The organism is Massilia sp. P2_C2 (assembly GCF_056404615.1).
This window is the reverse complement of sequence record NZ_JBFUDR010000186.1, coordinates 1-12,313: the sequence shown is the minus strand read 5'-3', so window position 1 is coordinate 12,313 and position 12,313 is coordinate 1. Positions and strand designations below refer to the sequence as shown.

13 protein-coding genes are annotated in these 12,313 nt (G+C 66.5%); 5 read left to right on the top strand and 8 right to left on the bottom strand.

The features are described 5' to 3' along the window. The 3 genes from zwf to pgi form a co-directional block, all read right to left on the bottom strand. A partial coding sequence (zwf, locus tag AC1DYX_RS20015) for a glucose-6-phosphate dehydrogenase (RefSeq protein WP_477262015.1) occupies nt 1-1,233 on the bottom strand: 1,233 nt, incomplete at its 3' end. A 246-nt stretch (nt 1,234-1,479) separates the two neighbouring features. Beyond that, nucleotides 1,480-2,376 carry an SMP-30/gluconolactonase/LRE family protein gene (locus AC1DYX_RS20010; RefSeq protein WP_477262013.1) on the bottom strand — a complete coding sequence of 299 codons (897 nt, stop codon included), beginning with the start codon at nt 2,374-2,376 and terminating at the stop codon, nt 1,480-1,482. Nucleotides 2,377-2,385: 9 nt separating this feature from the next. After that, nucleotides 2,386-4,026 carry a glucose-6-phosphate isomerase gene (pgi, locus tag AC1DYX_RS20005; protein WP_477262011.1) on the bottom strand — a complete coding sequence of 547 codons (1,641 nt, stop codon included), beginning with the start codon at nt 4,024-4,026 and terminating at the stop codon, nt 2,386-2,388. Between the two features lie 315 nt (nt 4,027-4,341). Here pgi and edd point away from each other — a divergent pair, with 315 nt between their 5' ends. From edd to AC1DYX_RS19985, 4 genes are read left to right on the top strand one after another with little or no spacing between them, the layout of a single operon-like run. After that, complete coding sequence (gene edd, locus AC1DYX_RS20000; RefSeq protein WP_477262009.1) at nt 4,342-6,258, top strand: phosphogluconate dehydratase; 1,917 nt, start codon at nt 4,342-4,344, stop codon at nt 6,256-6,258. 20 nt (nt 6,259-6,278) lie between these two features. Further along, nucleotides 6,279-6,902 carry a bifunctional 4-hydroxy-2-oxoglutarate aldolase/2-dehydro-3-deoxy-phosphogluconate aldolase gene (gene eda / locus AC1DYX_RS19995; RefSeq protein ID WP_477262007.1) on the top strand — a complete coding sequence of 208 codons (624 nt, stop codon included), beginning with the start codon at nt 6,279-6,281 and terminating at the stop codon, nt 6,900-6,902. 13 nt (nt 6,903-6,915) lie between these two features. Then, nucleotides 6,916-7,479, top strand: a complete 564-nt coding sequence (locus AC1DYX_RS19990; RefSeq protein WP_477262005.1) for a Rhs element Vgr protein — start codon at nt 6,916-6,918, stop codon at nt 7,477-7,479. Nucleotides 7,480-7,530: 51 nt separating this feature from the next. Then, nucleotides 7,531-8,028, top strand: a complete 498-nt coding sequence (locus AC1DYX_RS19985) for a hypothetical protein (RefSeq protein WP_477262003.1) — start codon at nt 7,531-7,533, stop codon at nt 8,026-8,028. Between the two features lie 4 nt (nt 8,029-8,032). Here AC1DYX_RS19985 and AC1DYX_RS19980 read toward each other — a convergent pair whose 3' ends face one another. From AC1DYX_RS19980 to AC1DYX_RS19960, 5 genes are all read right to left on the bottom strand, one after another. Further along, the gene (locus AC1DYX_RS19980) at nt 8,033-8,416 is read right to left on the bottom strand and encodes a hypothetical protein (protein WP_477262001.1); all 384 of its coding nucleotides are present in this window, start codon (nt 8,414-8,416) and stop codon (nt 8,033-8,035) included. Between the two features lie 18 nt (nt 8,417-8,434). Next, on the bottom strand, nt 8,435-8,968 hold the full coding sequence (locus AC1DYX_RS19975; protein WP_477261999.1) for a gamma carbonic anhydrase family protein: 534 nt from the start codon (nt 8,966-8,968) through the stop codon (nt 8,435-8,437). Nucleotides 8,969-9,053: 85 nt separating this feature from the next. Then, entirely contained in the window at nt 9,054-9,566 is a 513-nt protein-coding gene (locus AC1DYX_RS19970) for an aldo/keto reductase (RefSeq protein WP_477261997.1), read from the bottom strand. An 88-nt stretch (nt 9,567-9,654) separates the two neighbouring features. Then, a complete protein-coding gene (locus AC1DYX_RS19965; protein WP_477261995.1) occupies nt 9,655-10,041 on the bottom strand; it encodes a VOC family protein in 387 nt (128 codons plus the stop codon). 101 nt (nt 10,042-10,142) lie between these two features. Next, on the bottom strand, nt 10,143-11,648 hold the full coding sequence (locus AC1DYX_RS19960) for a dienelactone hydrolase family protein (RefSeq protein ID WP_477261993.1): 1,506 nt from the start codon (nt 11,646-11,648) through the stop codon (nt 10,143-10,145). 146 nt (nt 11,649-11,794) lie between these two features. Here AC1DYX_RS19960 and rpiA point away from each other — a divergent pair. Further along, a partial coding sequence (rpiA, locus tag AC1DYX_RS19955) for a ribose-5-phosphate isomerase RpiA (protein ID WP_477261991.1) occupies nt 11,795-12,313 on the top strand: 519 nt, incomplete at its 3' end.

Here is a 12,313-nt window from a genome sequence, read left to right as displayed (position 1 = left end):
GCGCGGGGACTTGAACTGTTCGCGGAAATCGAGTTCGAGTTCGGCCTGCTTCAGGCGCATGGAATCGCCCGGCGTCGTGGCCATCCGGTTCATCGACAGGCCTTCGTCCGGCTGCAGGCGGATTACGAGGGTGTTGTGCTGGAAGCTCGACGTCGGCTGGTTGATGAGCGAATGGGGGTTCGGCTGGTAGCGCACGACGTTCTCCGCGTGGCGGGCGGCCATGCGCTTGCCGGTGCGCAGGTAGAACGGCACGCCGGCCCAGCGCCACGTGTCGATTTCGGCCTTCATCGCCACGAAGGTTTCCGTCTTCGACTGCTTCGGCGCGCCCGGTTCGTCGCGGTAGCCCGGCACCGGCTGGCCGTCGACATAGCCGGCGCGGTACTGGCCGCGCACGATGTTCTGCGACAGCGTCGTCGGGGTGAAGCGCTTCAGCGAGCGCAGCACCTGCAGCTTGGCGTCGCGCACGGCGTCCGGCGCGATCGACGTCGGCGGTTCCATCGCGACGATACACAGCAGTTGCAGCAGGTGGTTCTGCAGCATGTCGCGCAGCGCGCCCGAATTGTCGTAATAGCCCAGGCGGTTGCCCACGCCGATCTTTTCCGCGATGGTGATCTGCACGTCCGAGATCCACTCGCGGCGCCACAGCGGTTCGAACAGGATGTTGCCGAAGCGCAGGGCCAGCAGATTCTGCACGGTTTCCTTGCCGAGGTAGTGGTCGATCCGGTAGATCTGCGATTCGGCGAAGACCTTGCCGACGTCGGCGTTGATCTGTTTGGCCGATGCCAGGTCGCGGCCCAGCGGCTTTTCCAGCACGACGCGCGAATTCGGCGTGGCCAGGCCGCAGGCGGCCAGGTTCTCGCAGATCGTGGCGAACAGTTGCGGCGGCGTGGCCAGGTAGTAGACGCGCGTGAGCGAGGGGTCGCGGCGCAGCGCTTCGGCCAGCGCGGCATAGGTGGACACGTTGCCGGCGTCGACGCCGACGTACGTGATGCGGTCGAGGAAAGCCTGCCATGCGGCGCCGTCGACGGTTTCCTTCACGTGCGGCTTCGCGTTGGTCTCCACCATCTCGATGAACGCTTCCTGCGACATGGCATCGCGGCCGACGCAGATGATGCGCGCCGTCGGGGGCAGGTCGTTGCACACGTCACGGGCATACATCGCCGGCAACAGCTTGCGCATCGCGAGGTCGCCGCTGCCGCCGAAGAAAACGAGGTCGAAATCGGAAAGAGCCATGGTGTCTGTCGAGGGTATGAAATGCTGTAAATTTACTACACGATTACTGATAGCGCAAGAAAATTTACTACGTAGTTGGGTGTAGTTGGATGTAATGGTGCCACATCCATGCGGGTGCGGGCGCGAGGAAAAACGGTGGTGGTATGCGACGGTTCGGTGGGCTCGGGGAGCCCACCCTTGTATTATCCTTCTGAGCAGTTTGCTTACCTGAGGCCGTAGGGTGGGCACCCCGTGCCCACGCGAACATCAACCGCGGTATTCGGCCTGCTCGATACCGGACACGTCCACGGTAAACGCCAGCACCTTGCCGCTGTGCGGATACTGCGCCAGCTCGTCATTCGAACGGCCCTTGCTGGCGCTGGTGACGTACAGGGTGCGCAGGTCCGGTCCGCCGAACGCGACGGACGTCGGGCAGCGCACCGGCAGTTCGATTTCCTGCAGCAGCTCGCCCGTCGGCGACAGCTTGACGAGGCGGCCGCCTTCGTACATCGCGGACCAGTAATTGCCTTCGCTGTCCACCGCCGCGCCGTCCGGACGGCCGCCGTAGTCCGGGGCCTTCTTGTCGTCGGAGAACGTGACGAGGTTGCGCCGGTTCGATGCCGTGCCCGTCCTGACGTCGTAGTCGTAGGCGTCGACGCGGTGGGTGGTCGTGTCGGAGTGGTACATGGTCTTGCCGTCCGGGCTGAACGACAGGCCGTTCGAGTTCGTCATGCCACCGGCCCAGGCCTGGCGCAACTGGCCCTTGTCCAGCACATACATCTCGGCCCTGGGCTGGTCGCGCGGCTCGTACATCGTGCCGACCCAGAAGCGGCCCGCCGGATCCGTGCGGCCGTCGTTGAAGCGGACGATGGCGGTGTCGTATGGTGCCGGCACGATGTCGCTGAGCTCGCCCGTCGTCGTGTTCAGGTAGACGAAGCCGGCGCGCGTGGCCAGCACGAGGTTGTTGTCGATGTCGACGGCGATGGCCGACGGCTCCGTGGCCGTGTTCCAGCGCGAGTACTTGCCGCTCGACGGGTGCAGGCGATGCACGGACTTGCCGTCGATGTCGACCCAGTACAGCGCGGATTCAACGGCATGCCAGACGGCCGATTCGCCGACCTGCATCGCCTCGTCATGCACGACGTGGAATTTTTCAGTCTTCATGGGTGCTCCTCAGACGGCGGCCCTGGCGCGGGCGATCAGGCCGTTGGTCGAGCCGTCGTGTTGCGCCGGTTGCGCTGCGCCGTTCAGCTCCGCCTCGATCTTCCTGGCCAGCACCTTGCCCAGTTCCACGCCCCACTGGTCGAAGCTGTTCACGTCCCACAGCGCGCCCTGCACGAACGTCTTGTGCTCGTACAGCGCGATCAGGGCGCCCAGCGTCGCCGGGGTCAGGTATTCCATCAGGATCGTGTTGCTCGGACGATTGCCCGGGAACGTCTTGTGCGGCACCAGGCGCTCGATCTCGGCCGCGTCCTGGCCGGCCAGGTCCTGGCGCACCTCGTCCGCGGTCTTGCCCTTCATGAAGGCTTCCGACTGCGCGAAGCAGTTCGCGAGCAGGGCAGCGTGATGGTTGTGGAATTCATGCGCCGGACGCAGCGCGGCGATGAAGTCGATCGGCGTGACGTCGGTACCCTGGTGCAGCAGCTGGAAATAGGCGTGCTGGCCGTTCGTGCCGACGTCGCCCCAGATCACGGGGCAGGTCGCGTAGTCGGTGATGGTGTCGCCGGCGCGCGTGACGCGCTTGCCGTTGCTTTCCATGTCGAGCTGCTGCAGGTAGGCCGGGAAGCGGTTCAGGTCCTGGTGGTACGGGGCGATCGACACCGATGGGCAGCCGAGGAATTCGCGATTCCAGAAGCCGACGAGGGCCAGGATCACCGGCAGGTTCTGCTCGATGGGCGCGGTGCGGAAGTGCTCGTCCAGCGCGTGCGCGCCCGCGAGGAAGTCGGCGAAATAGCCATAGCCGACGCACAGCGCGACCGGCAGGCCGATCGCCGACCAGACGGAATAGCGGCCGCCGACCCAGTCCCAGAACGGGAACATGTTGTCCGGGTCGATGCCGAATTTCTTGATGGCTTCCACGTTCGTCGACACGGCGACGAAGTGCCTGGCCAGCGCCTGTTCGGATGCATGCTTGAGGAACCAGCTGCGCGCCGTGTTCGCGTTCATCATGGTCTCGGCCGTCGTGAACGTCTTCGACGCGATGATGAACAGCGTCGTTTCCGGGTTCACGCGCGACAGCGCGGCGTCCATGTCGTGGCCGTCGACGTTCGAGACGAAGTGCATGGTCAGGCGCGGATGCGCGAACTGGCGCAGGGCCAGGCAGACCATCTTCGGACCCAGGTCGGAGCCGCCGATGCCGACGTTGACGATGTCGGTGATTTCCTTGCCGGTGTGGCCGCGCCACTGGCCGCTGCGCACGGCGTCGCTGAACGTCCTGATGCGTGCGAGGACCGAGTGTACGTCGCCCGTCACGTCCTGGCCGTCGACCGTGATCTGCTTGTCCTTCGGCGCGCGCAGCGCGGTGTGCAGCACGGCGCGGTTTTCCGTCAGGTTGATCTTTTCGCCGGCAAACATGGCGTCGCGCAGGCGCTCGACGCCGCGCTCGCGCGCCAGCTCAGCCAGTAGTGCAAGCGTGCGCCCGTCCAGGCGGTTTTTTGAATAGTCTAGGAACAGCCCGGCCGCTTCGACCGACAGGCGCTCGAAGCGCCGCGGGTCTTGCGCGAACAGGTCGCGCATCTGCCATTGCTGGGCATCTTGGGCATGGGCCTCGAGGGCCTGGAAACTGGCGGTGCTGGTCAGGGGTGGTTGGCGCATGGTATGGACGGTATGATGTCATTTTGTGCAGGTTAGCGAATCATACAGGAAGCGGGCGTAAATTCACTACATAAATAGATTGTGTTGCATGGCGATTCGCTTGTTGCGACGGTGCGTGGGCTGGTTGAACGCGTGGGCACGGGGTGCCCACCCTACCGGAATGCGTTGGCCAGCAAAACGTAGGGTGGGCACCCCTGTGCCCACGCGTAACACATGCACATTGGCCGCTTTTCATTCCCCAAATTAACCGAGAAATGCGCGGCAACGCGCATTTCGTAGTAAAATTTCAGAAATTTAATTCACAAGGAACAGATCATGGCGCTGCACCCCGTAGTAGAACAGGTCACCAACCGGATCATCAAGCGTAGCCGGCCCTCGCGCCAGGCCTACCTGGCGCATCTCGATGCCGCGCGCGTGAAGGGCGTGCAGCGCAGCGTGCTGGCCTGCACGAACCTGGCGCACGGTTTCGCCGCGTTCCCGGCCAACGACAAGCTCAAGCTGCGCGAGTACAAGCAGCCGTCCGTCGCGATCGTCTCTTCGTACAACGACATGCTGTCGGCGCACCAGCCGTTCGAGCACTACCCGACGGTCATCAAGGATGCCGTGCGCGAAGTCGGCGCCGTGGCCCAGTTCGCCGGCGGCGTGCCCGCCATGTGCGACGGCGTCACGCAGGGTCAGCCGGGCATGGAGCTGTCGCTGTTCTCGCGCGACGCCATCGCCATGTCGACCGCCATCGCGCTGTCGCACAACATGTTCGACGCCAGCCTGTACCTGGGCATCTGCGACAAGATCGTGCCGGGCCTCCTGATCGGCGCGCTGCACTTCGGCCACATCCCGGGCATCTTCGTGCCGGGCGGCCCGATGGCGACCGGTATCTCGAACAAGGAAAAAGCCGCCATCCGCCAGCGCTATGCGAAGGGCGAGGCTACCCGTGAGGAATTGATGGAAGGCGAGGCCAAGGCCTACCACGGCGCCGGTACGTGTACCTTCTACGGTACCGCTAACAGCAACCAGATGCTGATGGAGATGATGGGCCTGCATCTGCCGGGCGCCGCCTTCGTCCATCCGGACACGCCGCTGCGCGAGGCGCTGACCCGCGCCGCGGCCCAGCACGCCGTCAAGATCTCGCAGCAGGGCGGCGAGTACATGCCGATCGGCCACATCGTCGATGAAAAGAGCATCGTCAACGCCATCGCCGCGCTGCACGCGACGGGCGGTTCCACGAACCACACGCTGCACCTCGTCGCGATCGCGCGCGCGGCCGGCATCGTGATCGACTGGAACGATTTCGACGAGCTGTCGAAGGTCGTACCGCTGCTGACGCGCGTGTACCCGAACGGCGACGCCGACGTGAACTATTTCCAGGCCGCGGGCGGCCCGACCTTCGTCATCCGCGAACTGCTGGACGCCGGCCTCGCGCACGACGACGTCAACACCATCCTCGGCCGCGGCCTGCGCAACCACTGCAAGGAACCGTTCCTGGACGGCGACAAGGTCGTCTGGCGCGACCTGCCGGAACAGAGCGGCGACGAGTCCGTGCTGCGTAAAGCGTCGAACCCGTTCAGCGACAACGGCGGCCTGATCCTCGTGCAGGGCAACCTGGGCCGCGCCGTGATGAAGATCTCGGCCGTCAAGAAGGAACACCACATCGTCGAAGCCCCGGCACTGACGTTCGACTCGCAGGACGATTTCATGCACGCCTACAAGGCCGGCAAGCTGAACCGCGACTTCGTCGCCGTGCTGCGCTTCCAGGGCCCGCGCGCCAACGGCATGCCGGAACTGCACGCGCTGACGCCGGCACTGGCCAACCTGCAGGACTCCGGCTTCCACGTCGCGCTGGTGACGGATGGCCGCATGTCGGGCGCGTCGGGCAAGGTGCCGGCCGCGATCCACGTGTCGCCGGAAATCCTGGCCGGCGGTCCGCTGGGCCTCGTGCGCGATGGCGACATCATCCGCGTGGACGCCACCCAGGGCACGCTGGAAGCGCTGGTGCCGGCCGACGTGTGGGCCGCGCGCAAGATGGCGACGGCCGACCTCAGCTCCAACCACATCGGCATGGGCCGCGAACTGTTCGACATGTTCCGCAAATCCGTCACCGCGGCCGAAGAGGGCGCCGCCCACTTCCCGCTGCCGTCGCCGATCGACACGACCGTTCCCCTTCACGAAGGTACCGACAGCGGCGAGATCATGCCGGGTTCCGACGAAGATTTTTTGTTCCGTAAATCAAAGTGAGCACAACGATGAGTAACGATATGACCCTGTTGGACATCATGAAATCGGCCGTCGTGATCCCCGTGATCGCGATCGACGACCCTGACCATGCCGTCCCCCTCGCCAAGGCGCTCGTCGCCGGCGGCATCCGCGTGCTCGAAGTCACGCTGCGTACCAAGCACGGCCTGGACGCGATCCGCGCGATGTCCGAAGTGGAAGGCGCGATCGTCGGCGTCGGCACCCTGACCCAGCCGGAAGAATTCGCCGCATCACGCGATGCCGGTGCCGTGTTCGGCGTGTCGCCGGGCCTGACCCCGGCCCTGATCGAGGCCGCGAAGAAGAGTGGCCTGCCGCTGCTGCCGGGCTGCATGACGCCGTCCGAAGTGATGGTGGCGCGCGAAGCCGGCTTCAAGCAGCTGAAGCTGTTCCCGGCCGTGCCGGCGGGCGGCGTCGGCATGCTGAAGGGCATCGGCGGCCCGCTGCCGGACGTCACGTTCTGCCCGACGGGCGGCATCTCGATCGAGACGGCGCCGCAATTCCTCGCGCTGAAGAACGTCGCCTGCGTGGGCGGCTCGTGGCTGACCCCGGCCGACGCGATGAAGGCCGGCGACTGGAACCTGATCACCGACCTGGCGAAAGCCGCTGCCGCGCTGAAGGCCGCCTGAGCCTGAGCCAGCAATGCAGCGGCGCCTGCTCCGGGGTCTGACTCCGGGCGAGATGCGCATGGCGTCGCTGCTGTTCGGCGACGCCATCGATTGCACGCGCGTGCGCGTGCACGGCCGCCGCTACTTGCCGCTGGTGCAGCCGAAAAACTGCGCCATGACCCCCAACGGCAACATATATTTCCACCCATCCTGCTTCCTGCCCGACTACGCGGCGGGGGATCCGCATACGATCCACTGGTTCATGCACGAGTTGGTGCACGTTTGGCAGCACCAGCTCGGCTACCCCGTGCGGCTGCGCGGCGCCTTCCGTATCGGCCTGTCTTACCAGTACGAGTTGCGCGCTGGCGCACTGCTGTCCGACTACAACATGGAAGCGCAGGGCGACCTGCTCGCGGATTATTTCGCGCTCAAATACATGCGCAACACGCGTGTCATGCGCCAGCGCCGCCATGCGCACCAGCTCGACCTGTACGAACAGGTGCTGGCGCGCTTCCTGGCCGATCCGCGCGATCCCGACAACCTGCCACGCGGCAGTGCGCGCCGGGTGGCCATGAGCTTGCGCATCCTCAAAATCTGATGTGGAGACCGGCTTAGGCTTTCGTCTTGCGTCCTTTTCCGCGAGACGGTCATGTCCGTTGGCTTCCGCATCTTCATCCATGTCCTGTTGGCCTGCGCCTGGCTGCCGGCCACGGTAGCGCATGCGCGCGTCGGCGAGGCGGAGGTGCGCGAAGGCCCGCGCGGCGGCCCGTGCTTCACCATCACCCCGCGCGAGGAACGCCTGGGCACGCCGGACTTCCAGGGCGTCGTCGTGACGGAAGGCGCACACCCGGTATGGAGGATGACGATGCCGAAGGAGCGCACGTTCCCGCTGACCTACGGCATGTGCGTGCCCTACGGCGGCCGGGTCGCGTCGCTGCCGCGCACGGCGTCCGGCCCGCTGGTGCCGGGGCGCGTGTACAGCCTGCGCATCGAGGCCTGGCCGGGCGCCGGCGGACGGACGGCGCCCTTCTACGAGGCGCGCTTTTGCCTCGCGCGCCGGCATGACGGCAGCGCCGTCGTGCACCAGATCCGGTATGGGGACCGGGAAGGGCCGCATCTGTACGGGTGCCTGCTGCCGGGGGATTGAGGATTCAGGCGCCGGCCAGCTTACAGTGCAGCACGACGTCGGGATCGATACGGTACGCCGCGCAAATCCGGTGAAACCCGTCCGCGACGATGACTTTCCGCAGCGCCGGCACGCGCACGAGGAGCACCGGGGCCATCGGCTCCCCATGCCTGATCTTCTTGATCTGCTCGCGCGTCGGGCGGTCGTCCGCCTTGGGCACGATGAGCTGGGCGGCGCGCAGCAGGTCCGTCGCCTTGTATTCGACGATTGCGCCGGCCTTCAGGTCCGCCAGCGTCTTGTCGATATTTTTCTGGATGTCGACGAGGGCGAGGTAGTGGCCCGCGGCCTCGTAATCGGCTGGATTGGCGTCGTCCTGCCAGGTGATCGATGGCGTTTGCTGTTTCGGCACGGCGGTCTCCGGCTGTCCTTATTGTCCGTTCAGATAATTGTTCTTGACGCGTACATAGTGCTCGGCCGAATAGCGCAGGTAAGCGATCTCGGCCTCGGTCAACGGCCGGACCTGGCTGACGGGCCGGCCCACGTACAGGAAGCCGCTTTCCAGCGTCTTGCCCGGCGGGACGAGGCTGCCTGCGCCGATCATGACGCGATCCTCGACGACCACGTCGTCCATCACGATGGTGCCCATGCCGATGAGGCATTCGTTGCCGATCCTGCAGCCGTGCAGGATCACGGCGTGGCCGATGGTGACGTAATCGCCGATGACGAGCGGCGAGCCGTCGGGTTTCGCCGGCGTCTTGTGCGACACGTGGCCCATCGTGAGATCCTGGATGTTGGTGCAGTTGCCGATGACGATGTCGTTGACGTCGCCGCGCAGGACGGCGTTGCACCAGACCGAGCAGTCGGCGCCGAGGCGTACGCTGCCGATCACCTGCGCCGATGGGTGCAGGTAGACGCGCTCGGCGAGCTGGGGTGTGGTATCGAGGTAGTTGGAGAGTGGCATGTTGGCGGATTGAGTTGAATCTGGGCATAGTGACAAATCCGCCGGCGATGCGCAAGCGGGGCGGATGGCCGCTGCCGTCGCCGGATCAGATGACGGATTGCCCTTGCGGCAGCGGTGCCTCCGGCGGCACCAGCCCTGCGGCCCGCAATTCTACCCAGAACGCGGCCGGAATCCGGATCTCCATCAGCGTCGCGTTGCGCCGCAGGTGTTCCGGGCTGCTGGCGCCGGGGATCGTCGCGGCGACGACCGGATGCGCGAGGCCGAATTGCAGCGCCGCCGCGGCCAGGTCGATGTGGTGGCGCGCCGCCACCTGGCGCAGGCGCTCGCGCTGCGCATGCTGTTCGGGCGTCCCGGGACGGTAATCGTAGTGCGTGCCGCCGGCGAGGAAGCCGGAATTGAACGGCCCGCCCAGCACGACGTGCGCGCCGCGTTGCGCGCACAGCGGGAAGAACTCGGCGAGCGGCGTCGTTTCCATCAGCGTGTAGCGGCCGGCCAGCAGGAAGATGTCCGGGTCGGACTGGCGCAGCGCGCGCACGCAGGGGGCGAGCGTGTTCACGCCCAGGCCCAGGCGCGTGATCGGTCGGTAGCGCGCGTTCACCGTGGTTCCTCCGTTGCATTGGCCCGGCTGGCCGGTCAGGTGCTAACGCTACATGGCGGACGAGGCGGCAGGCGCACGGTTGATCGTATCACTGCCCGGCCGGCGGCTCCCACAGTTCGACCTTGTTGCCCTCGGGGTCGACGACCCAGCCGAACTTGCCGTATTCCGAGTCGTCCGTCTTGTCCAGCACGTTGCAGCCTTCGTCGCGCAGCGCCTGCAGCAGGGCGGCGAGATCGTGCACGCGGTAATTGATCATGAACGGGGCCGTGCCCGGCGCGAACTGGGCGTCGTCCGCGGGACCGACGGACCAGGCCGTGGTGCCGCCGATCGGAGCGCCGGCATCGTCGGCCCAGTCGAAGACCGCGCCGCCCCATGGCTGCACGTCGATGCCCAGGTGGCGCCAGTACCACTCACCGAGCGCCGCCGGGTCTTTTGCTTGGAAGAAGATGCCGCCAATGCCAGTAACCCGCTTCATATAACCCTCCATGGATGAGCGCTGTTGAGTTGCCGCACGGGATGCTACGGTAGCACGACGCGCCGCGTTCAACGCTCACGCATTGTCACTGTAGCGTTAGTTCATTGCGCGGCCGCAGCCCCCAGCGCCGACAGCCGCGCGCGCGCGTGGGTCTGTCCCGGCTCCAGCGCCAGCGCCTGCCGGTAGCTGGCGATGGCCGCGTCGCGCTCGCCCACCGCCTCGCAGGCCTGGCCCAGGCCATCGTAGAGGAAGTCGAAACGCTCCGGGTACAGCCGCACGCCCAGCCGGAAGACCTGCATGGCGTCCTCCGGGCGGCGCTCGCGCAGCAGCTTCGTGCCCCAGTCGTGGGCTTGCAGCGGGTCGAGGACCAGCTCCGGATTCTGCGCGTGCAGGCGGTCGTAGATGACGCCGATGTGTTCGAAGCCCTGYTGGCCCAGCTGGTCGAGTAGGGTGTCCAGCGTGGGCGGCGCGCTCTGCGCATGGTGCATGGCGAAGGCGATGAGGCCGGACGGCGGGCGGCGCGCGGCCAGGGCGTCGTCCAGTTCGCGGCGCGCGGGCGCGTCGTTCTTCAGGCGCGCGTCGAGGAAGCGCTCCACGACGCGCGCCATCGCGCCGTAGGCCTCGCCCGCCTGCGTGCGCGTGCGCGTGCCGAACGCGGCGTCGGGTGCCATGCGCAGCGACCAGGACGAGAAATCCATGTGGCTCTCGGCATCCAGCGTGGCAAGGTAGACGTCGGCATAGCGTATGCGCCCCAGCAACGCGGTGCCGACGGGGCCCTCGTCCTGCAGGCGCGTCATGTACAGCAACGGGATGCCCAGGCGTTCCGGCGTGACGTAGCGCGCGGCGCGCGGGCCGCCGTTGACGAAGTCATAGGCCGCACGCAGCGAGCCGTCGAGGGTGACGAGGGCGCGGATGCGGTCGTCCCGGGCCGCGGCCAGCACGCTCGCGAGGCTGCCCCAGCTGTGGCCGACGACGGCGATGCGGCCCGTGTCGGCCTGCGCCAGCGTGTGCGCATAGCCGACGAGGAAGCMGATGTCGGCGGCCTGCGCCTCGGCGCTTTCGAGGTCGGCCGTCATCGTATGCGAACGCGGGCCCAGCGACGGCGTGGCGAGCACGATGTAGCCATGGCTCGCGAGGTATTCGCACAGGTCGGTGTTCTCGACCGCATAGGCGCTGTGGCTCGGCGCGTAGATCACGACGGGGAATCTGCCCGGCCGCTCGGGCGCATCGCGCAGCGCACGCACGGGGCTCTGCAGTTCGCGCGTTCCGGCGAGCAGGTCGGTGGCGCGGCGCACCTGGTCCGGCATGCGGCTGAATTCTTCCTCGGTGGCCACGGTCCCCACATAGTCGCGCCAGGTCATGGCGCCGCCCGTGCCGATGGCCGGATACCAGACGAGCGTCTGCAGCGGCCGCGACCGGTCGCCATGCATTGCCTGTGCCGTGACGGGGTTGCGCGGATGCTGGTAGACGCGTGCCCGGTCGTACTGCTGGCGGACGTGGAAGCCGACGCGGTACGGGCCGACGGGAGCGGGCGTGAAGTCGGCGGCCAAGGCAGTGCCTTGCGCGAGGACGGTGGCGAACAGGAGTACGTGCAGAATCCGGAGCATGTCGTTGGGCAATGGGTGGCCGAGCGGGTCTGGTGTTTCTTTGCTTGCAACATTATATGCTGAATTGGCATGAAAACCGTCGCATGAGGCGATAACCGTGTGTCCATCCGCTAAAATATCGGATTCTTTTTACTGCGACTCACATCATGACTCAGGACGAACTCAAGCAGGCAGTGGCCCGCGCCGCCATCGATTACGTGGTCGACGGCGAAATCATCGGCGTCGGCACCGGTTCCACCGCCAACTTCTTCATCGACGAACTCGGCAAGATCAAGCAGCGCATCAAGGGCGCCGTGGCGTCTTCGGAAGCGACGGCGACGCGCCTGCGCGGCCACGGCATCGAGGTGTTCGACCTGAACGACGTCGAAGCGATCTCCGTCTACGTCGACGGCGCCGACGAGATCAATGCCACCGGCGCCATGATCAAGGGCGGCGGCGCGGCCCTGACGCGCGAAAAGATCGTCGCGTCCGTGTCCGGCAAGTTCGTGTGCATCGCCGACGGCTCCAAGCTGGTCGAGACGTTGGGTAAATTCCCGCTGCCGGTCGAAGTGGTGCCGATGGCCGCGAATGCTGTCAGCCGCAAGCTGGTCGCGCTCGGAGGCCAGCCGCGCCTGCGCACAACGCCGGGCAGCAGCGCGGGCAGCAGCGACGCGTTCGTCACCGAC

Bases quoted from the DNA above. Each gene is read 5' to 3' on its own strand.
- AC1DYX_RS19985 (WP_477262003.1), top strand. From the start codon at position 7,531: ATGTCCGTTGGCTTCCGCATCTTCATCCATGTCCTGTTGGCCTGCGCC.
- pgi (WP_477262011.1), bottom strand. From the start codon at position 4,026: ATGCGCCAACCACCCCTGACCAGCACCGCCAGTTTCCAGGCCCTCGAG.
- eda (WP_477262007.1), top strand. From the start codon at position 6,279: ATGACCCTGTTGGACATCATGAAATCGGCCGTCGTGATCCCCGTGATC.
- edd (WP_477262009.1), top strand. From the start codon at position 4,342: ATGGCGCTGCACCCCGTAGTAGAACAGGTCACCAACCGGATCATCAAG.
- AC1DYX_RS19990 (WP_477262005.1), top strand. From the start codon at position 6,916: ATGCAGCGGCGCCTGCTCCGGGGTCTGACTCCGGGCGAGATGCGCATG.
- AC1DYX_RS20010 (WP_477262013.1), bottom strand. From the start codon at position 2,376: ATGAAGACTGAAAAATTCCACGTCGTGCATGACGAGGCGATGCAGGTC.
- AC1DYX_RS19965 (WP_477261995.1), bottom strand. From the start codon at position 10,041: ATGAAGCGGGTTACTGGCATTGGCGGCATCTTCTTCCAAGCAAAAGAC.
- AC1DYX_RS19975 (WP_477261999.1), bottom strand. From the start codon at position 8,968: ATGCCACTCTCCAACTACCTCGATACCACACCCCAGCTCGCCGAGCGC.